A 19,765-nucleotide genomic window follows, 5' to 3' on the forward strand; every position below is an offset into this window, starting at 1 on the left:
GTAGTTTATTATATTTATTCGCTAAAACTTTGTTAGGTTAAGTACCCGACAATGGTTTTGATATTCTAAAAATAAAAATATTAAACATGTATTTTATCTAAGTATTTTATACAACGGGCAGGATTATTAATGAGACAATAGAATTTGGCTATTTTAGCATATACTTCGACATGCTTGTCTTTATAAGCATGGTTTTTAAAATGTTCTTCTAGATAAAGGATGTGGCTTTCTGCTTCATCATAGTCCTTAATATGCTCTCTATAAATGTCGGCAATCAAAAGCTTGATAGAGATCATTGCTTCTAGGTTGTTTTGAATTTTAGCATAACGAAAACCCTTATCAAGTAAGGATAAGGCCTTATCTATTAAAGATAGGTCACAATAGTATTTTGCCAAGGCGCAGTAGACATCAGAAGAGAAGGTGATACTATGGTTTTCTATGAGTTCATCTATTTTTTGGGTATACTCTTGAGATTCTTTAGAGTTGCCCATATAATGGTAGATTTTAGCCAGTTGATTATAGGTTGTAAGTAAAATATTGCTGTCGACTTGTGGGTTTCTAGTTAGTAGTTCATCATAGATAATTTTGGCTTTTTCGTAAATTCCTAAATCATAATAGGTGTTGGCCTCCATTAATAAAACCTCACTATAGAGATTTTCGTTGTAGTCTTTTAATTCTTTAAAAAGTGAAACGTATTTAAAGACTAGATCAAATTTTTTTAACCTGCGATAACAGGAGATCATATTATAGGTAGAGAGGATTTTAATACTATTTAGACTGTTAGTATTGAGGACTTCTATAATAGCACAGGCTTTATTGTAGTATAATAGACCTTCGTCTACAAACCCCTTTTTAAGAAAAGAACTACCAATTTTATTATAAATGGATGCGGTAGTTTCATTGTCGCGATCCCCTAAGTAATAGTCTAAGCAATTAAAGAAATCCATTAAAGCATCATTATATCTATTAATGGAAAAATGATAGTCTCCTCTAACAAGAAGGGTTTTTGCATAATGTTCCTTAATTGACCAATCCTCTGCTAATGTTAATAGCTTGTTAAAAATGTTGAAAACATGATCACTGTTAAGGTTTTGATAATTAGTCATTAATTCTGTAAGGCTTATTAACTGGGTATCTATAATATTTTTAACTTGATCTTCCTTAGATTCCAGTAAGTAATTGGCAGTGATCACCTTACCATAGGATTCATAGTGTCGTGTTAACCTTGTTGCAATAATTTCAGCAGTTTCTTCGCTAAGATTTCTTTTTTCATTTTCAATCATACTAATTAGACTTCTTGTGATCTGATCATCTGTTAATTGGTCTTGCTTTAATCCAATTTCCCTTCTTAGACGTTTGATTTTTTCGCCAGGGCTAAAAATATACATGGGGTAACCTCCTTTGTAAAAATTAGATATCAAAAAGAACAGATTATAACCATATTATAAAAAAATACTAGTGGGTATTAAAAAATAATGAAAAAAATCTATAATAATACTATACTAGAAGTTTAACACTAAATCAAATAAAATGTAAATGGAAATAAAAAATAATCTCCTAATAATTTGTTGAAGGATAAAAGTTGAATAATACCATGAAGAAGAGTAGAATATTAATAGTATTATGAAAGAAGGTGAATTGATGGAAAAGATAAATGTTATGGTTGTTTTTGGCGGAAAATCTGGAGAACATGAAGTATCATTAATGTCTGCAGCCTCCATTCTACGAGCAATTGATAAAGAAAAATATAATGTGATTCCTGTTGGTATCACAAAAAATGGTGGCTGGAGGATTTGTGATTGCACGATAGATGAAATAGAGAATGGTAGTTGGGAGAATGAACAAAACCAATTGTTAGATACAAAGTTAAATAGTAAGCCTAAAATTTCTTTATTACCATCTGAAAAGGGTAAAGGGTTTCAAATAGAAAATAGCCAAGTCAAGAAGATAGATGTTGTTTTCCCTGTTTTACATGGTCCTTTTGGGGAAGATGGTACCATTCAAGGGTTAATTGAGATGTTGGATGTGCCTTATGTGGGGGCAGGTGTGTTGGCTTCTGCATTGGCTATGGATAAAGGGATGGCTAAGAAAATACTAGAAGCAGAAGGGCTACCACAGGCAAAATATATTCTAATTAACCGTAAAAACTATTTTAAAGACAAAATTGATTGTATTAATCTTATTGAAGGGACTTTTAACTATCCAGTGTTTGTAAAACCTGCAAACTTAGGTTCTAGTGTAGGGATATCAAAGGCAAAAAATCAAGAAGAATTAAAGTTAGCCTTAGAAGAGGCTGCCAAGTATGATCGTCGAATTGTAGTAGAAGAATTTATTAATGCTAGAGAAATAGAGTGTTCTGTATTAGGGAATGAAGACCCTATTGCCTCATTGCCTGCGGAAATTATACCTTCAAAGGAATTTTATGATTATCGAGATAAATACTTTGATGGAACAAGTCAATATGTTATACCTGCAGAACTGTCGGAGGAAATGATCAGTAAAGTTAGAGAAATGGCTATTAGGGTATACAAGTTAATAGATTGTAGTGGTCTAGCAAGGGTGGATTTCTTTGTTGAAGGAGAAACCAATAGAATATTGGTTAATGAAGTTAATACCATGCCTGGTTTTACCAAGATCAGTATGTATCCTAAAATGTGGGAGGTAAGCGGTATTCCCTACGACCAATTAATAGATAAACTAATTCAACTGGCAATAGAAAGATATAAAGATCGAAACTAATATTTAGGGGGAGAAAGATGTATAAACGAATGATTAGGGTCTTGGGAATACAGAAAGACGGCCAAGGTCAAGAGAATAAGATTGAATTAACGACAGAAGGTAAGGTATACGAAAAAAATAATAATATTTATATTGTCTATGAAGAATCAGAAATATCAGGAATGGAAGGTGCCACAACAACCCTTAAAGTAGAGGGGGATAAAAAGGTCTCCATGAAACGTTTTGGTTCTTCCGATTCTCAAATGGTATTTGAAGTTGGAAAACGTCATTCTAGCGAGTATAAAACGATGTTTGGTGATTTTAAAATGTATATAAAGACCCATACACTAGAGGTTGATCTATCTTTAGAAAGTTATAAAGGTAGCATTAATGTCAGCTATGATGTTGTTATTGTGGGAATGGCTGAGACGGAAAATACCCTTGAGATTACAGTATTATAAAAAGGAAGAGTAAAATGATACTTAAAAAACTGAAGGAAGAATTGAATCAACTTATAGTAGAATTGGCAAAAGCCAATTTAAATGTAGATGATGTTACAGGTGATGTAGTTAGAAATAAAAAAGGAGGCTATGGGGATTTTACTTCCACCGTAGCTTTTTCCTTAAACAAAGAACTAAAAATGAAGCCAATAGATGTTGCTACTAAAATGCTAGGAGATGATAGAGTATTTAATGGAGCTACTATTGAGGTGATAGCACCAGGCTTTATTAATATATATTTAGAAGAAAATTGGAAATTTAAAATACTAGAAAAAATGCAAAGGGAAGATGTTGATAACATCTTTAAACTTTTTAACATAAGTAAGGTTAAGGAACAACTTGAACTAAATTATAATTTCTTAAAAGACGAAATAAGCTACATAGCCTATAGAACTAATTGGGTGTTATCGGTTTTTGAACAAGAAGGGATTTATCCAGAAGTAAGCAAAATAAGGTTGGCTCATATAAAAGACCCTTTTGAAGAGGCTCTCATTGACCAGCTGATAGATTGGTTGGAATTGCAGGAAGAAGAAACCGATGAAGGAGAAATGGTACAACTACTTGAAAAGATAGTAGAAATCTTCCATAAGTACCATAATACCTTAAGTTTAAGGAAGCTAGATGAGACCCAGAGAAATGTGGTTTTAAGTTTATTTAAGATCATTAATAAGATGATGAGTTGTTTTAGCCTATAAAAAATAGATCCCAGTACCCTATAGATGAGATTGTGTATACAACTAATTTATAGGGTATTTTTATAATACATAGGAAATGATGGTCTTTTAAAGGTTACAATCGTCATAATTTTACGTAATGTATTTCAATTCTAGTTTACTACTAAATCTTTCGAAGGAAGGTTTTGATCATTTTATTATCTCAATATAAATATATCAAGATAAATAAGTTAAGGAATTAATCTAAATAAAATCAATTTTGATATTGAGAAGAAAAGTTTATGTGATACAATTTAGTTACAAATCTTGGATATCATTAAGGTTTTATTATCAGAAACGATCCTATTAGGAGGGATGTCGGTGATAAAAAGGATGGCTTTTCTTTTAAGTATAATTATTTGTATTTTAGTAGCAGGAAACTATATCTATAACAATACCTTTGTTAATAAAAGGGATTCAGTAGGTTTAGCAGTAGTTTATGGAACAGTTGAAGAACTTTACTCAAATGCAGAAGTCGTTGTAAAAGGAGAATTTTTAGGCACCCCTAAGCCCTATGACATAGAAGCTTCAGAGGATAATCATGTGATGTATTGGTTGCTATATGACTTTAGTATAACTGAGGTGATTAATAACACCACAGATATTGAATTAGAAGAGAAGGATACAATCTATATTTCTAGGTTAATTTCTTTTTCTCATAATAATAATAATAATCTTGTAAAGCTTATAGAAGATAAAGATATAAAAATGGAGCATGGAACCTATCTATTATTTTTAAATACAATTTATGATGAAACATTAGGTGAATATATGTTTGTCAATAACTCCCCTAATCATTTATATAAGGCTAGGAGTATTTTAAGTGGGTACGAAAATGTTGTTCAAAGACATGACCTAAGGATTATTACTGAAGCAGATGTCCTCAAGATGAATAAGTAAAAGCCTTTTTTTCTCCACTCAAATTCTTCACTCAAATTCTTCACTCAATAATGAATGACTCTTTTCACTTCCTCCAATATAAGATTTATAAAAAGGATTTATTGATTGAATATTGAAATAATAAATGGATGGATCTTACTTATATACAAGTCAAAGTCTTGGGCTAAGGAGGTTAAGAAGATGGTAATTGAAAAAGCTCTAGAATTAAGTAAACACCGGAAGGCTTTTATCATGGCCACCGTTGTAGAAGCTAAAGGGTCAGCCCCTGCTAAATCAGGTTCTAAACTGATTTATACAGAAGACAAAGAATTATTTGGAACAGTTGGTGGTGGTTTAGTCGAAGCAAAGGTTTTAGAAGAAGCTGAAAGGGCATTGCAGAATAAAGAAAACAAAATTCTAGAATATAACTTAACCAAAACAGAGAAGGGAATTGGAATGAACTGTGGTGGTAGTGTTAAGGTGTTTCTTGAGGTTTTTCTGCCCCAGTATCGTTTGTTGTTATGTGGGGGAGGTCATGTAGGTTATGAAATAGCAAAGTTAGCCTCCCAATTAAAAATTGAAACCCTTCTATTAGAAGAAAGAAGTCATATTGCAACAGAAGAAAGGTTTCCTTCGGTCTGTAGAAGAATTGTAAGGGATCATTATCAAGAAGCTCTAGCAGAGATAGAAATAGATGAATATACGTTAATTGCAATTGTAACTAAAGGCTCTAGTACAGATGAGGTAGTTTTAGAGGGTGTGATCAATTCACCAGCTCCTTATATTGGTATGATGGGTAGCCAAAGAAAAAAACTAGAAATACTTAAAAGCATGGAACTTAAGGGGTATGATAGGGAACTACTAGAAAAAGTTCATTGTCCTATTGGGTTAGATCTAAAGGCTATTACGCCAGAAGAAATAGCCCTCTCAGTAATAGCAGAAATGGTGGCAGTAAAAAATGGCGGAACTGGCAACAAGCTAAAAAAGCAGTTTTAGGGAACTTTTTATAGACTTTTATCGTCTAAGTAAATAAATAGGTTTGTTTTGACCTTAATTTACTGATAGAAAGAATTTTGTAAAAGGAGAGGACAACTATGAAAAAATTATTGGTACTTTTATTAGTTTCACTGATGATTGTTGGAGGTGCGATGGGCTGTAGTACTGATACTACTAATGGTGATAATCAAAACCCCCAAGAAGAGGAACAAGATATAAATAATGGAGACGAAAATGGGAAAGAAGAAAATGATGAAGAGAAGGACCCAGAGGCTACGTTGAATTTTCCAGAGTTTAAGGAGGAAACCATTCTAATTGAAGGAATGGAAGAGAATATAAAGCTACAACTGTTAGATGGTAGAGCAAATGGCTTTATCACCTATATACCAGAAGATTACCTTGTAGAAACAGCTAACTCTGGTGAAGGGGATGCCTACAATATTTTTTCAAATTTTGCAGGAACTAAAAGAGAAGATGTATATATTAAGTTTTTCTTCTATCCAGAAACCCAACAAGAAAAACCAACTTTAATTGGTGAAAAAGGAATGCTTACTGCTTCCCAGCTGGATATGGAAAAAGTGACTAATGGTGATCAGTACCATCCGTGGTCTATTGAAGAGTATATCAGTAAAGATGGAGAAACCTATGCTGCATTAGGAAACCATGAAGGTCAATATTTCCTAGTGACCATTAGCTATCCTATCGAGTTTGGAGATGGTGTAGTACCTAGAAACAGAAAAATATTAGAGGAATTCTACTGGTTAGATACAGAAACCTACCTAGTAGAAGCAAAGTAAGTAAAAAAAGCAAATAAAAAAAGCAAGTAAAAAATAGTAAATAAAAAATTTTCAAAAAATAGTTGCATAAAAAACATATTAGATATATAATACTAAATAATATAAATAGCCTCTTATGGAAATGCATTGATGGGGAGAGTAAATACAAATGGAAGGTTGTAGCGAGTTGGGGATGGTGAAAGCCCGACACCGGAACTTGTACTGAAGAACACCCCTGAGCAGCTAACCGAAATCCAGTTATGGAAAGTAGACTTAGTCGGATGTTCACCGTTACAAGAACTAGGTATCGATTCAAATGCTTAATTGTGTTAAAATCCGTACTGAAGAAGAGATAGCTTAAATTTAAGCTAATTAGGGTGGCACCACGGAATATTAATCCCGTCCCTATACCAATACAGGTATAGAGACGGGATTTTTTATTTGGTTTTCCATAGGACAAAGAAAATTAACGATGCTAGAACTAAAAAATGAAAAGGAGGAGTTGCGATGGAAAGAGTATATGTAAAGGAGATTGACTTCCTAAATGGGAAAAAAACCACTGACAGGATACTAGTCAAAGGATGGATTCATAAAATCTATGATGTAGGTCAAATTAGTTTTATACAGCTAAGGGATAAAACAGGAATCCTTCAACTTGTGGTAGATAAGAAGTTGCGGGAAGGCTTAAGAATAGAAATGGCTATTGAAGCTATGGGGGAAGTCGCTTTAAATCAAAAGGCCCCTAAAGGGATAGAACTTCATGTAAAAGAGCTTAAGGTTATAGGAAAGGCATATTATGATGTGTTGCCTTTCTCCATAAACAATGGAGAAGTAAAGGCCCATCTAGAGACACAATTAAACCATCGCTCCATCAGCCTTAGGTCCCCTAAAATTAGGGCCCCCTTTAAAGTGCAGGAGGAAATTGTTGAAGCCTTTAGCGTATTTTTAAAATCACAAGGTTTTTCAGAAATTCATACGCCAAAGATCATTGCCTCAGGCACAGAAGGTGGCTCTGAAATGTTTACCGTTAATTATTTTGAAACAAGAGCTTTTCTAGCCCAAAGTCCTCAGTTCTATAAACAAATGATGGTGGGGGCAGGTTTTGAAAGGGTATTCGAAGTGGGGCATGCCTACCGTGCAGAACTCCACAATACTTGGAGACACTTAAATGAATATGTAAGCCTTGATGTGGAAATGGGCTTTATTGAAAGTGAAGATGCCCTAATGGATTTGGAAGAGGCCTTCATAAAATTCCTTTTTCAGCACTTAGAAAAAACCTGCAAGGAAGAACTAAAACTTTATGGTGTAGAATTAAATATAATTAATAAAATACCAAGAATCCCATTATTGGAGGCTCAAAAGCTACTATTAGATGAATGTGGTAAGAAATCTCCCGTCGGAAACATAGATGCAGAAGGAGAAGTGCTTCTTTCTAAATATATTAAAGAGAAATATGATAGTGATTTTGTGTTTTTAACTAAATATCCAGCTTCTAAACGACCAGTGTATACAATGGCAGATGGAGATTTAGAGGGAATGACAAAAAGCTTTGATTTAATCTACAAAGGACTAGAAGTGACAACAGGGGGACAGCGAATTCATGATTATGAAGAGTTAAAAGAGAATATGATTAAATTTGGCTTAAGACCTGAAGATTTTGATTTTTATTTAGAAGGCTTTAAATATGGGATGCCACCCCATGGGGGATTTGCAATAGGATTAGAACGGATAACCATGAAAATATTAAATTTAGATAATATTCGTCAAGCATCACTATTGCCAAGAGATCTAAAAAGAATAACACCATAGGAGGTTAAAAAAATGCGAATTTCTGTTGAAGAGGTACAGCATATTGCTAAGTTAGCAAAACTGAGGTTTTCTACTGAAGAGGCTGAAAAAATGGCCACAGAATTTGATAGTATACTTGGACATTTTCAATCAATGGATCAGATTGAGTTGAATTTAGATGGATCAAGGGATACAAATGTAGTTGAAGCCCCATTAAGGGAGGATAAAGCCAGCGTATTTGGTGATCAAAATAAGCTATTTAAAAATGCAAAGAAGTTACAGGAAGGATATATTCAGGTACCTAAAATTATTGAATAGACCTACTAAAAGAAATGCATATTCGTCCTAGATCATCTATCATCTATTATTGAAGAATCTGTTGAAATAGGATAGGTAATGGATAGGTAATAGCTAGGTAATAAAGAGAAAACTGAGTAATAATTATTGTTATGAAAAGGAGGTAGCGAAATGGAGCTAAGAACCATGTCAATAGATGAAATTGTCACTGGGATAAAGAATAGAAAAATTAAGGCACAGGAGTTAATTGAAACCATATACAAAAAAATTGATGAAGTTGATCCCATCCTACAAGGTTATTTAACTCTTTGCAAAGAAGAGGCCCTTAAGCAAGCAAAGCAAATAGATGAAAAAGCTATGAAGGGCGAAAAACTTGGAAAACTGGCGGGGGTCCCTGTAGCCATAAAAGATAATATTTGTACCGATGGAGTACTAACCACCTGTGGATCGAAGATGCTAGAGGATTTTATCCCCCCTTATGATGCAACCGTAGTAAAAAAACTTAAGGAGGAAGGCGCTATCATTATTGGAAAAACCAATATGGATGAGTTTGCAATGGGTTCTTCTAACGAAAATTCAGCATTTAAGGCAACAAAGAATCCTTGGGACATTAAAAGAGTTCCAGGTGGTTCTTCTGGAGGCTCTGCTGCAGTAGTGGCTGCTGGCATGGCGCCCCTATCCTTAGGTTCTGATACAGGAGGATCTATTAGACAACCAGCGGCATTTTGTGGGGTTGTAGGTTTAAAGCCCACCTATGGGTTAGTATCTAGGTTCGGATTAATTGCCTTTGCTTCCTCCTTAGATCAAATTGGACCTATCGCCACAAATGTAAAGGATTGTGCTTTAAGTCTAGAGGTATTGCAGGGACATGATCCGATGGATGCCACCTCTGTTAGAGAGGAAGTTAAAGGAAACTATTTAGAAGAAATAGAAAAGGGGATAGAAGGCTTTAGGATAGGGGTTCCAATCGACTTATTAAAGGGTGGATTAAATGAAGAAATATCAAAAGCCATTGAGGGAAGTATCGAAAACCTTAAAGAATTAGGGGCAATTGTGGAGGAAATAACCCTGCCGATAGTAGATGAGGGACTGTCGGCCTATTATATTATTTCTTCGGCAGAGGCCAGCTCAAACCTAGCCCGCTTCGATGGGATTCGATATGGATATCGACCGAAACAATTTGAAAGTGTAGAGGACTTAATGGAAAGGTCAAGAACAGAGGCCTTTGGAGAAGAAGTGAAACGGCGTATTATGTTGGGAACCTATGCCCTATCGTCGGGTTACTACGATGCCTATTATAATAAGGCTCAAAAAATTAGAGATAAAATCCAAAAGCAGTATGAAGCATTATTTAATGATTATGACTTAATTGTCACCCCTACAACTCCAACCCTGCCTTTCCTTCAAGGGGAAAAGATTAATGATCCAATGGAGATGTATTTAGGCGACATTTTTACAATTAGTGCTAACTTAGCTAAAATACCCGCCCTTTCAATGCCCTGTGGTTTTAGTAAAGAGGGACTACCAATCGGGTTACAAATTATTGGTGGAGCCTTTAAAGAGGACAAGATTTTAAGGGCTGCCTATAAATTAGAACAGAAGTTACAGGTTACTAAAAATGTTTCTGTTGGAAAGGAGGGAATCTAATGGCTTGGGAAACAATTATTGGAATGGAAATTCATGTGGAGCTAGCAACAAAATCTAAAATATTTTGTAGTTGTCCGACAACCTTTGGTGCCCCACCAAATAGTCAAACTTGCCCCGTATGTTTAGGTTTACCAGGAACCCTACCTGTTTTAAATGATGAAGTGGTCAAATTAGCCATTAAAGCAGGGTTAGCTTTAAATTGTGATATTAATTTGTCTAGTAAAATGGATCGTAAGAATTATTTCTATCCTGACTCTCCTAAGGCCTATCAAATCTCCCAGTACGATCTACCCATCTGTAGTGGGGGGAGAATTGAGATCGAGGTAGAAGGAAAAAAGAAGGAAATAAGAATCAATCGAATCCATATCGAAGAAGATGCGGGTAAATTGATTCATATGGTAGAAGAACCCCATTCTTTAATTGATTATAATAGGGTGGGGGTCCCTTTAATAGAAATTGTTTCAGAGGCCGACATGAGATCCCCTCAAGAAGCAGTTGAGTATGTAAAGACCTTAAAATCTATTTTAGAATATGCCGGTATATCCGACTGTAGAATGGAACAGGGTTCCCTTCGGTGTGATGCTAACATCTCTATTCGTAGGGTAGGACAGGAAGAATTAAATAGTAAAGTAGAAATTAAAAACATGAACTCCTTTAAAGAATTAATTAAGGCAATGGAAAAAGAAGAAAAGCGACAACGGGAACTTTATAGTTTTGGTGAAGGACATAAGGTAATACAAGAAACCCGCCGATGGGATAGCGGAAAAGGAAGAACTGTATCCATGAGGACTAAAGAAGATGCCCATGATTATCGCTATTTTCCAGAACCAGATATTCCGACGATACATTTTAATAGGAACTTAGTTGAATCGATAGAAAAAATGATCCCTGAGCTACCGGAGGCAAAGAAAAAACGCTTTAAAGACTTCTACCAACTAACCGATAAAGAGATAGAAATTTTGATAGGCGACAAACCCCTTGCAGAATTTTATGAAAGAACAGTTAAGGTTGGGGCAGAACCTAAAATAGTTGCCAATTGGATTTTAGGAGACCTATTAAAGCTTTTAAAGGTGGAAGAACTTCAAGGTAGTGAAATCCCCATAAAAGAAAAGGATCTGGTTGAGCTACTAAAGCTCATAGAAACAGGAGAAATTAGTGGTAAAATTGCAAAAGAAGTATTCGAGACCATGTTTAAAACTAGAGAAGAACCTAAAAGTATTATAGCAAAAAGGGGATTAACGCAAATAAGTGGGGAGGAACAATTAGAAAGATATATCTTAGAAGTTTTAGAAAATAATCCCCAATCGGTAGAAGACTATCATGGTGGTAAGAAACAAGCTATGGGATATTTAATGGGGCAAATTATGAAGGCTACCCAAGGCCAAGCAAACCCTCAGTTAACAAAAGAAATTTTAACGATGAAGCTTCAAAACCTAAAATAGAATATAAATAGCAACATAAATAGTAATAAGAGTAGTAATATGAATATGAATAGTAATATAAATAGTAATGTAAAAAGTCTGTGCAACTTTAATCTCCAGAGTAGACCTCTGGGGATTTTTTGCATGATATTAGAAACTTTGGTTATAAATAATATATAACATTTCCTTGTAAACTAATATTCTAAATTAGAAAAAAATGAGGAGGATTAGCATGAAAAAGATATTGATCTTGGTTGTATGCATGATGCTAACATTAAGTATTGGTGGTTGTAGGAGAGCCATAGAAGAAGAACCCCTTGAAGAAACCCCACAGGCTGTAGATTATCCTTATAATGAAATAGAAGCAGGAAATATTGAAGGCTTAGAGGTTTATCAACATGGAGAGCAAACGCCAATAATAGACGATATAATGACTATTGAAGAAATAGCAACGTATATTCGGGAGGCAGAATACGTTAGACTTCTTAATGAAGATGAAGAAGTAAATACGGATAGGGGGATACTTATCTATTTAAGAGATGAAATTTTAGATAGTCGCCAAATCTTGATTTACGTTGCAGAGAACAACAGCCAACTTTTTATTGGGACAGAAGGCCAAGTATTTGAAATAGAATCGGAAGATTTAGTTGGTTTTATAGAAGAGCATTTTAATGGACCTCTACTAATTGTTGAAGAGAGGGCATTGAAGGAGGGAGCTAGAGATTGGTTTGCTCAATTCCAACAAGAAAAAGGAGCCTATGTATATCAACACCCCGATGCAACCTACATTAAAATAACCAGTGACGAAAGACCAACAGGAGGATATAACATTCGTGTTAGAGGGTTTAATGAAAATGTATATCCTAAAGAGATTACAATAGAGATCGAAGAACCTGATCCAGATGCTATGGTGACACAAGCCATTACCTTCCCTACAGTTTATTTAAAGGTAGCTTCTGAAGAGGCAACTCAATATTCTGTTAAAACAATAGAGGGGGAAGAATATGAAGTAGAAGACATTTTAATCTTCTCTAAATTAGAAATGCCAGAAGAAAATGATGAAATTGATAGCCCTGTAAGGGTAAAAGGAAAAATTATTGCCTTTGAAGGGTCCTTTGTTGTTAGGGTATTAGATGAAGAAGAATCTTTAATCCATGAAGCGATTCTACAAGCAGATGCGGGTGGTCCTGCTTGGGGAAATTTTGATGAAGAAATAGACTTTTCAGAACCTACTACAAAAACTGGCAGTATTGAATTAGGTGAATATAGCGCTGAGGATGGAAGCTATATATTAAGGGAGAAAATTGAAATACGATTTAAATAAAGAATATTGGTAGGTTAATGACGTATTTACTAGAAAATCTTGTCCATTGGAAAACTTCTGTTATAATAAGAATAGCAATAATTTGTAAGGGGGCATAGATCATGGATAAGCAGCGTCAAGAAAGGCTATTACAAGTATATAGTACTGGTAAGGTAAGATATATACTAGAGCATGGAGTAATCCGATGGGGAATATTAACAGCTATTATATATAGAACCCTTTATGCAATTACTACTCATGGATGGTCTTTAAAGGGGATTGCAGATGAGGTGTTATCCTTTGGCACAATTGGAGCTATTGCAATATTTGGCATACTGGGGATAGCTTTTGGTTTTTTTATGTGGAAATGGATTGAGCGGGAAGTAAAAAAAATTCCTCCTAAACCTGACAAGGAGAAGAAAAATAAAAAAAAGAAATAAATAAAAAGAAGAATAAATCAAAAGAAGAAATAAATCAAAAGAAGAAATAAATAATTGACCCAGAAGGAATGACCTTTACTAAAAGTCTTTCTTCTGGGTTATATGCTGAATAGTAGATTAAATAGAAGGGCTTTTATTAACTTAATTTATGTATGGAGAAGAAGAAGTGATGCTACCCTGTCAGGTTGGGTTGACTCCATCGTTTTAGCATTTTTATTGTCTTGATAAATACTATATAAGGTAATAGCTAATAATAAAATTAAAGTAAAAATAAATAAGTGAAATTTAGCTTTTCTCATAACCAGCCTCCAATCTTTTGAAGTTTTACGACATATATTTCTACATAAATAGAAAAAGAAAAGTAATTTATTATAACGAATAGGAAAGTTATCCTATAAATCTTCTGAAGGAAGACTTTGATCTAATGGAGAGTAAAGGCGTATAAAGTCTATAGGGATATTATAACCTAATGATTGGGCAGGAAAAAGAAAAATAAGACAACATAATATGACACATAACAGCTTAATAAATTTTTATTGGAGCTTTTATTGATGACTAATGATTAAAATTGTAGAAACTTACAAGAATTTGCGGGAAAAAATACGATGAAAATGTAATTAGGAGGACTTCAATGGATAAAATACAATTAATTGCTACGGCGGCTTTTGGCCTAGAAGCTGTGGTTGCTAGAGAAGTAAGAGATTTAGGTTATGAAGATGTGAAGGTAGAAAATGGTAGAGTTACCTTTACGGCAGATCTATTGGCAATTTGCAGGAGTAATTTATGGTTAAGGACAGCTGATCGAGTGTTATTAAAGGTAGGCGAATTTAAAGCCTATAGCTTCGATGAATTATTTGAAAAAACCAAAGCCCTACCTTGGGGAGACTGGATTCCAGAGGATGGAGAATTTCCTGTTGAAGGTAAGTCTATTCGTTCTAAATTGTTTAGTGTTCCCGATTGTCAAGCGATCGTTAAAAAAGCTGTAGTAGAAAAGATGAAGCTAAAATATAAACGAGATTGGTTCGAAGAAAATGCGGCTAAATATCGTATTGAAGTGGCATTGTTAAATGATGTGGCTACTCTTACAATTGACACCAGTGGAGCAGGACTACACAAACGGGGCTATAGAACCTTGTCTAATAAAGCTCCATTAAAGGAAACTTTGGCAGCAGGTTTAATTTTATTAAGCTATTGGAATCCAGACAGAGTATTAATCGACCCCTTCTGTGGTTCGGGAACAATCCCCATAGAAGCAGCTTTAATTGGTAAAAATATTGCCCCAGGTATGAATCGAAGCTTTGTATCAGAAGAATGGCCAGTGATCCCAAAAGATTTATGGAGGCAAGCCCGAAAAGAGACCCACGATTTAGCTCAATATGATCGTCCCTTACGAATTTATGGGTCGGATATAGATGGTGAAGTGTTAAAATTAGCTAGATATCATATTGAAGAAGCCATGTTGGAGGATGAGATTCATGTTCAAAAGCTCCCCGTATCAGAATTAGCTTCTAGGTTTGATTATGGTTGCATAATCTGTAACCCTCCTTATGGGGAAAGATTAGGGGAAGTAGAAGAAGTAGCAAGAATCTATAAAGACATGGGAAAAGTGTTTAGGAAGATGGATACGTGGTCTCAATATGTTATTACCTCTAACCCAGAATTTGAAACCCATTATGGTAAGAAGGCCGATAAAAAGCGAAAGCTATACAATGGTCGAATAGAATGTACCTATTATCAGTATTATGGACCAAGACCACCAAGACCGAATAAAGAACAAACTCAAGAATAAACTCAATAATTTCTGAAGAATAAACAAGTGAATTAAACAAAAGAAGCAAACTGATAGAAGGGCCTATGAATGTTCTAACAGTTTGCTTCTTATTATTTTTAGTTTAAGTCCTTCAAGAAATAGGGTTAAATATATTCTAATTAAATTGCTGTATTGTATAAAATAGTACTATGTAGATTAAAGGTAAGAAAACAAGGTCGAACTTATTGATTTTTTTAATGTCTTTTTTAAATATAAAGTACCTAATGATGTTTTTGCCCACCATATAAATTATAGTAGCTAATATGGCGTATATAAGTAAATTATTGAACATCTTAACCTTCCTTCCATATTGATTTTAACAAAGCACTAAATACTAGCAAAACTAGTATAAATCCACATCCTTTAGTGGTTAATACGATAACTTAGATCTGTTAATTACCCCCCTACACTATAGCAGGGGGGTAATTAATTCTACAAAAACAACTTTTCTATCTCATTAAACTTATCAATAATATAGTCTGGGCTTAAGGTTTCTAATTCATTCCGTGTATTAGAACCTGTAGTGATGGATATAATCCTTGCCCCTAAATGGCGGGCTGTTTTTATGTCCAGCAGGGTATCTCCGATAATATAAATCTCGTCATAATCATCTCCGTAGTAGGCATTAGCCTTTTTTAAAGCCTCTTCTGCAATATCAAATCTTCTAAGACCGTCTTCGCCAAATCCTCCAACAGGGAAGTACTTCCATACCCCGATTTTCTCCAACTTGTATTGGGCGCCAATGCTTAACTCACCAGTTATTAGGGAGAGCTTGTGGTCGGTAGTGGATAGTTTTTGGATAAACTCAACTGCATCTACATTATTTCGCCATACATCAGTACTCATAAAGAGCTGTAGCTGTGTTTCATAGAAGTTAAGAAACTGTTGCCACTTTTCTTCAGAATAGGTCTCATTATAGTTAGCCAGTACCTCCATAAAAACATCCTGATCAGATCGGGCAGAGGTATCTACCCCTTCTAAAGAATTTTCAGCATTTAAAAGAATATCAAGGGCCTTTTGATAGGGAAGATCAGTACGGGAATCCCTTTTAATAAGGGTTCCATTAATATCGAAAAATATAAGCGCTGCCATTTTACCCCTCCTTTGTTTAAGTCTAGTGTTAAAACCATTCTATCATAAATTACAAATTATTACATAAAAGAGGGCGATTTTTTACCACCAAATCAGAAATTCCTTTTGTTTTGGAAGATATAAATCTCTACTCAATAGGAGTCGTTCTTTTGAGGTATAAAAAAAAACCAAGAGGAAATAATTACTAAAAACATAATGAGGTGAAGTAAATGGAAATGGAAAGAGGAATGATTAAAGAGATTATATTAGTAACAGATGGTCAGTCGAATATTGGGGGAAACCCAGTAGAAGCTGCCAGAAAGGCCTTTAGAAAAAATATCACTGTAAGTACAATAGGAATAATTGATCAAAAAGAACAAAGAGAAGAGCCCTTTCAAGAAGTAGTTAATATAGCCAATGCAGGTGGAGGGCATTATGAATACACCTATATAGATAATTTATCTCAAACAATCCACTCAATTAGTCACAAGACAGTAACTTCAACCATACAAGAGGCCGTTAATAAACAATTGAAAGAGCTAATAGGAAACGACTTAAATCAAATGCCTCCAGACTCCCGCAGTAAAATCCTTAATTATATTGATCACTACTCAGATGAAGTCTCCCTATGTTGTTGTATTTTATTAGATTGCAGTGGTAGCATGTCGACAAAAATACAATCAGCCCGCCATGCCATATTAGATATGTTAGACTCCTTTAAAAATCGTAAAGGAGAAATAAAACTGGCAGTAGTAGCCTTTCCAGGAGAGCAAGTAGATACCTGTAAATTATTACATCACTTTGATGATGAACTTAGTCAAATGGAAAGAAATCTATATCAGATGAAGCCTAAGGGAGGAACGCCTACTGCAACAGCAATAGAATACGCCATTAAACTGATTGAAGAATATAGAAGAAATGAAAAATCTAATGATGAGATGATACCATTGGATGAGTATGCTGGATAGGTAGGAACATCCCTACCTATTTATTCTGTTTAAAAGAAATTTGGGAGGGAATAAAATGCAAGAAGCCCTAGGTATAAGTGAAGTTGTTACTGGAAAATGGAATAAAAATCAATACCGTATACTCAAGCGGTTAGGGGCTGGCGGTACAGCAGAGGTATTTCTGGTAGAAAGAGAGAAGGACAAACAAACCTTTGCTATGAAGGTGAGTCAAGATAACCTGTCCCTTAACAGAGAATATCAATTACTAAGAAAGTTTCATTTTATCGAGTTCGTTGTTAATGTCCATGAAATGGATGACTTTCATATAGGTAATGAAGTTTTTCATTACCTTTTATTAGATTATATTGATGGAGATGATCTAAAAAGTTATGTTGAAAAAGTTAAGCTTAAGATGATCACCATTTTGGGAATTATTTTAATTATTTTAAAGGGTTTAGAAGAATTTCATAGGGCGGGGTACATCCTTGGCGATTTAAAACTTGAAAATATTATGTTTGATCGAGAAAAAAAACAAATTAAGCTGATAGACCTAGGTGGCGTAGTGGAAAAAACTGGCACCATTAAGGAATATACTCCCGCCTACGATCGTGCCACTTGGAAATGCGGCACTAGGAAGGCAGAAGAGTCCTACGACTTATTCACTCTAACAATGATATTGGTAAAGTTAGCTGTAGGAGAAAACCTTAATCCCCATAAAGAAAGAAAAGAAGACGTATTTTTTAAAGTACAAGCTAGCGATTTGAGGGAAGAACTTAAAAAATTAATTATAGATATGATGAAAACCCAGCAATATAGTCGAAGAGAGTTTGCAAAGGAGATCAATGAATTATATAATAAAGAGAAGCATAGTCTTATAGAGCAGAGGTTGTTAAAGCGTGACAGCATCATTAATAATTTATTTAAGGTGAGTTTAGGACTACTAATCTTAACAACATGTTTTTTACTAGTTACTAAGGGCTTAAGTTGATAACTTATTAGAACTATAAAAAGGAATATTTATAGTTGTGGAGAAATAATTTAAATAAAAGAATGAGGGATGACATCATGAATGTAATAGACAAAATAAAAAAACGGATAGAAGAAGAACAGCTTATTAAAGCAGGGGATCGTGTTGTAGTTGCTATTTCAGGTGGTCCAGATTCAGTCTGTCTACTCCACGCCCTTCATTGTATTAGAGAGGAATTAAATATTCAATTATATGGAGCCCATCTAAATCATAATTTTAGAGGAATAGAAGCCCTAAAAGACGCTCAATATGTTACACAATTATGTGAAGGTTTAGATATTATGAGCTTTGTCAAAAGTATAGATGTACCTCAATTTGCTAAAAATAATGGTCGTACCCTAGAAGAGGCTGGTAGAATTTTAAGATATCAGTTTTTTGATGAAGTAGCAGAAAAGGTGGGTGCAACAAAGGTTGCCGTTGCCCATAATCAGAACGACCAAGCAGAAACTGTGTTAATGAGGCTATTGAGGGGAACTGGCTTACAAGGACTGACAGCAATCCATCATAAAAGAGGAAAAATAATAAGACCTACCCTAGATTTAACCCGTAAAGAGATAGAAGACTATTGTGAAGAACATCAGCTAGAGCCAAGGATTGATGAAACAAATCTAGAACCCATCTATCATCGCAACAAGATTCGTCTAGAATTAATTCCAATGCTAGAAAAAGAATATAATCCTAATTTAGTTGAAACATTAGCCAGGATGGCTGAAATTTTAAAAACAGATCATGATTTTATTGAACAACAGGCTAAAGATATCTACAAAATTTTAGCAAGGGAAGAAGAAGCAGGTTCGATTACATTACCTATAAACGGGGTAATTAATTTACATATGGCGTTATTGGTAAGGGTTTTAAGGTTGGCAGCAGAAACCTTAGTAGGAAAAGGGGAAGTTTTGGAGTATAGACATATACAGAATCTCTACAACCTATTAATTAACAGTGATTCAGGTCATAAGATACAATTGCCAATGGGGATCACTGCTAAGAAAAACTACCATAAGTTAACATTAACAATTAATGAAGAAAAAGAAATGTTTCCTTTTTTCTATGAATTAAATAACTTAGAAGAAGTATTCATTCCTGAAGTAAAGGGGCATTTTAGCTTTGAACTTCGGGATGCCAGTGACCTATCAGAATTACCAAGGGAACATAATTGTAAGGCTTTTGATTGGGATAAGGTTTCTCATGGCTTAATTATACGTAATCGGCGGGAGGGAGATAGATTTAGTCCCCTTGGGTTAAAGGGATCAAAAAAACTTAAGGATTTTTTAATTGATCAAAAAGTTGAACGAATAGAACGTGACCAAATTCCTTTGATTTGTAATGGAGACGAAATTATGTGGGTAGTTGGTTATCGCATTAGCGATCAGTATAAAGTTACAAAAAAAACAAAGCGGATTTTAAAGATAGAATTCAAAAAGAGTTAAGA

At 34.5% G+C, this 19,765-nt stretch carries 19 protein-coding genes and 1 other annotated feature; of the genes, 16 read left to right on the forward strand and 3 right to left on the reverse strand.

Annotated elements, in window-relative coordinates:
* Positions 1 to 80 precede the first annotated feature (80 nt).
* Entirely contained in the window at positions 81 to 1,388 is a 1,308-nt protein-coding gene (locus T335_RS0107315; RefSeq protein ID WP_026476961.1) for a helix-turn-helix domain-containing protein, read from the reverse strand.
* A 253-nt stretch (positions 1,389 to 1,641) separates the two neighbouring features.
* Here T335_RS0107315 and T335_RS0107320 point away from each other — a divergent pair, with 253 nt between their 5' ends.
* The 12 genes from T335_RS0107320 (at position 1,642) to T335_RS0107375 (ending at position 13,478) form a co-directional block, all read left to right on the forward strand.
* The gene (locus tag T335_RS0107320) at positions 1,642 to 2,739 is read left to right on the forward strand and encodes a D-alanine--D-alanine ligase (protein WP_026476962.1); all 1,098 of its coding nucleotides are present in this window, start codon (positions 1,642 to 1,644) and stop codon (positions 2,737 to 2,739) included.
* Between the two features lie 17 nt (positions 2,740 to 2,756).
* Positions 2,757 to 3,179 carry a DUF1934 domain-containing protein gene (locus T335_RS0107325; RefSeq protein ID WP_026476963.1) on the forward strand — a complete coding sequence of 141 codons (423 nt, stop codon included), beginning with the start codon at positions 2,757 to 2,759 and terminating at the stop codon, positions 3,177 to 3,179.
* Positions 3,180 to 3,193: 14 nt separating this feature from the next.
* Positions 3,194 to 3,913 (forward strand): hypothetical protein, encoded by a 720-nt coding sequence (locus T335_RS0107330; RefSeq protein WP_026476964.1) that lies wholly within the window; start codon positions 3,194 to 3,196, stop codon positions 3,911 to 3,913.
* A 339-nt stretch (positions 3,914 to 4,252) separates the two neighbouring features.
* Positions 4,253 to 4,831: a hypothetical protein gene (locus tag T335_RS0107335; protein ID WP_026476965.1), complete on the forward strand. Its 579-nt coding sequence runs from the start codon at positions 4,253 to 4,255 to the stop codon at positions 4,829 to 4,831.
* Between the two features lie 180 nt (positions 4,832 to 5,011).
* Complete coding sequence (locus T335_RS20130) at positions 5,012 to 5,806, forward strand: XdhC family protein (RefSeq protein WP_051569191.1); 795 nt, start codon at positions 5,012 to 5,014, stop codon at positions 5,804 to 5,806.
* A gap of 98 nt (positions 5,807 to 5,904) precedes the next feature.
* The gene (locus T335_RS0107345; protein ID WP_026476966.1) at positions 5,905 to 6,603 is read left to right on the forward strand and encodes a hypothetical protein; all 699 of its coding nucleotides are present in this window, start codon (positions 5,905 to 5,907) and stop codon (positions 6,601 to 6,603) included.
* A gap of 117 nt (positions 6,604 to 6,720) precedes the next feature.
* Positions 6,721 to 6,992, forward strand: a binding site (T-box leader).
* A 97-nt stretch (positions 6,993 to 7,089) separates the two neighbouring features.
* Positions 7,090 to 8,391 (forward strand): aspartate--tRNA(Asn) ligase, encoded by a 1,302-nt coding sequence (gene aspS / locus T335_RS0107350; RefSeq protein WP_026476967.1) that lies wholly within the window; start codon positions 7,090 to 7,092, stop codon positions 8,389 to 8,391.
* Positions 8,392 to 8,403: 12 nt separating this feature from the next.
* Positions 8,404 to 8,688 (forward strand): Asp-tRNA(Asn)/Glu-tRNA(Gln) amidotransferase subunit GatC, encoded by a 285-nt coding sequence (gatC, locus tag T335_RS0107355; protein ID WP_026476968.1) that lies wholly within the window; start codon positions 8,404 to 8,406, stop codon positions 8,686 to 8,688.
* 150 nt (positions 8,689 to 8,838) lie between these two features.
* Positions 8,839 to 10,314, forward strand: a complete 1,476-nt coding sequence (gatA, locus tag T335_RS0107360; protein ID WP_026476969.1) for an Asp-tRNA(Asn)/Glu-tRNA(Gln) amidotransferase subunit GatA — start codon at positions 8,839 to 8,841, stop codon at positions 10,312 to 10,314.
* Positions 10,314 to 11,756 carry an Asp-tRNA(Asn)/Glu-tRNA(Gln) amidotransferase subunit GatB gene (gatB, locus tag T335_RS0107365; RefSeq protein ID WP_026476970.1) on the forward strand — a complete coding sequence of 481 codons (1,443 nt, stop codon included), beginning with the start codon at positions 10,314 to 10,316 and terminating at the stop codon, positions 11,754 to 11,756. Before gatA ends, gatB begins: the two co-directional genes overlap by 1 nt.
* Before the next feature lie 211 nt (positions 11,757 to 11,967).
* Entirely contained in the window at positions 11,968 to 13,059 is a 1,092-nt protein-coding gene (locus T335_RS21580) for a Gmad2 immunoglobulin-like domain-containing protein (protein WP_026476971.1), read from the forward strand.
* A 101-nt stretch (positions 13,060 to 13,160) separates the two neighbouring features.
* On the forward strand, positions 13,161 to 13,478 hold the full coding sequence (locus T335_RS0107375) for a hypothetical protein (RefSeq protein WP_026476972.1): 318 nt from the start codon (positions 13,161 to 13,163) through the stop codon (positions 13,476 to 13,478).
* A gap of 146 nt (positions 13,479 to 13,624) precedes the next feature.
* Here T335_RS0107375 and T335_RS22230 read toward each other — a convergent pair whose 3' ends face one another.
* Entirely contained in the window at positions 13,625 to 13,777 is a 153-nt protein-coding gene (locus tag T335_RS22230) for a hypothetical protein (protein WP_156943644.1), read from the reverse strand.
* A gap of 332 nt (positions 13,778 to 14,109) precedes the next feature.
* On the opposite strand from T335_RS22230, the gene T335_RS0107385 reads away from it, so the two are divergent.
* The gene (locus T335_RS0107385; RefSeq protein WP_026476973.1) at positions 14,110 to 15,267 is read left to right on the forward strand and encodes a THUMP domain-containing class I SAM-dependent RNA methyltransferase; all 1,158 of its coding nucleotides are present in this window, start codon (positions 14,110 to 14,112) and stop codon (positions 15,265 to 15,267) included.
* A gap of 453 nt (positions 15,268 to 15,720) precedes the next feature.
* On the opposite strand, the gene T335_RS0107395 is transcribed toward T335_RS0107385, so the two are convergent.
* The gene (locus tag T335_RS0107395) at positions 15,721 to 16,380 is read right to left on the reverse strand and encodes an HAD family hydrolase (protein ID WP_026476974.1); all 660 of its coding nucleotides are present in this window, start codon (positions 16,378 to 16,380) and stop codon (positions 15,721 to 15,723) included.
* 209 nt (positions 16,381 to 16,589) lie between these two features.
* On the opposite strand from T335_RS0107395, the gene T335_RS0107400 reads away from it, so the two are divergent.
* The 3 genes from T335_RS0107400 (at position 16,590) to tilS (ending at position 19,763) form a co-directional block, all read left to right on the forward strand.
* On the forward strand, positions 16,590 to 17,327 hold the full coding sequence (locus T335_RS0107400; RefSeq protein ID WP_026476975.1) for a vWA domain-containing protein: 738 nt from the start codon (positions 16,590 to 16,592) through the stop codon (positions 17,325 to 17,327).
* Between the two features lie 55 nt (positions 17,328 to 17,382).
* Positions 17,383 to 18,294: a protein kinase domain-containing protein gene (locus T335_RS0107405; RefSeq protein ID WP_026476976.1), complete on the forward strand. Its 912-nt coding sequence runs from the start codon at positions 17,383 to 17,385 to the stop codon at positions 18,292 to 18,294.
* Between the two features lie 77 nt (positions 18,295 to 18,371).
* Positions 18,372 to 19,763: a tRNA lysidine(34) synthetase TilS gene (gene tilS / locus T335_RS0107410; RefSeq protein ID WP_034327948.1), complete on the forward strand. Its 1,392-nt coding sequence runs from the start codon at positions 18,372 to 18,374 to the stop codon at positions 19,761 to 19,763.
* Positions 19,764 to 19,765: the final 2 nt, after the last annotated feature.

This window comes from Alkaliphilus transvaalensis ATCC 700919, from assembly GCF_000621485.1.
Lineage (GTDB): Bacteria > Bacillota > Clostridia > Peptostreptococcales > Natronincolaceae > Alkaliphilus > Alkaliphilus transvaalensis.

Excerpts from the sequence above, each read along its gene's own strand:
- T335_RS20130 (WP_051569191.1), top strand. The coding sequence starts at position 5,012 with ATGGTAATTGAAAAAGCTCTAGAATTAAGTAAACACCGGAAGGCTTTT.
- T335_RS22230 (WP_156943644.1), bottom strand. The coding sequence starts at position 13,777 with ATGAGAAAAGCTAAATTTCACTTATTTATTTTTACTTTAATTTTATTA.
- gatC (WP_026476968.1), top strand. The coding sequence starts at position 8,404 with ATGCGAATTTCTGTTGAAGAGGTACAGCATATTGCTAAGTTAGCAAAA.
- T335_RS0107330 (WP_026476964.1), top strand. The coding sequence starts at position 3,194 with ATGATACTTAAAAAACTGAAGGAAGAATTGAATCAACTTATAGTAGAA.
- T335_RS0107320 (WP_026476962.1), top strand. The coding sequence starts at position 1,642 with ATGGAAAAGATAAATGTTATGGTTGTTTTTGGCGGAAAATCTGGAGAA.
- gatB (WP_026476970.1), top strand. The coding sequence starts at position 10,314 with ATGGCTTGGGAAACAATTATTGGAATGGAAATTCATGTGGAGCTAGCA.
- tilS (WP_034327948.1), top strand. The coding sequence starts at position 18,372 with ATGAATGTAATAGACAAAATAAAAAAACGGATAGAAGAAGAACAGCTT.
- T335_RS21580 (WP_026476971.1), top strand. The coding sequence starts at position 11,968 with ATGAAAAAGATATTGATCTTGGTTGTATGCATGATGCTAACATTAAGT.
- gatA (WP_026476969.1), top strand. The coding sequence starts at position 8,839 with ATGGAGCTAAGAACCATGTCAATAGATGAAATTGTCACTGGGATAAAG.
- T335_RS0107315 (WP_026476961.1), bottom strand. The coding sequence starts at position 1,388 with ATGTATATTTTTAGCCCTGGCGAAAAAATCAAACGTCTAAGAAGGGAA.
- aspS (WP_026476967.1), top strand. The coding sequence starts at position 7,090 with ATGGAAAGAGTATATGTAAAGGAGATTGACTTCCTAAATGGGAAAAAA.
- T335_RS0107325 (WP_026476963.1), top strand. The coding sequence starts at position 2,757 with ATGTATAAACGAATGATTAGGGTCTTGGGAATACAGAAAGACGGCCAA.
- T335_RS0107375 (WP_026476972.1), top strand. The coding sequence starts at position 13,161 with ATGGATAAGCAGCGTCAAGAAAGGCTATTACAAGTATATAGTACTGGT.
- T335_RS0107345 (WP_026476966.1), top strand. The coding sequence starts at position 5,905 with ATGAAAAAATTATTGGTACTTTTATTAGTTTCACTGATGATTGTTGGA.
- T335_RS0107395 (WP_026476974.1), bottom strand. The coding sequence starts at position 16,380 with ATGGCAGCGCTTATATTTTTCGATATTAATGGAACCCTTATTAAAAGG.
- T335_RS0107400 (WP_026476975.1), top strand. The coding sequence starts at position 16,590 with ATGGAAATGGAAAGAGGAATGATTAAAGAGATTATATTAGTAACAGAT.
- T335_RS0107385 (WP_026476973.1), top strand. The coding sequence starts at position 14,110 with ATGGATAAAATACAATTAATTGCTACGGCGGCTTTTGGCCTAGAAGCT.
- T335_RS0107405 (WP_026476976.1), top strand. The coding sequence starts at position 17,383 with ATGCAAGAAGCCCTAGGTATAAGTGAAGTTGTTACTGGAAAATGGAAT.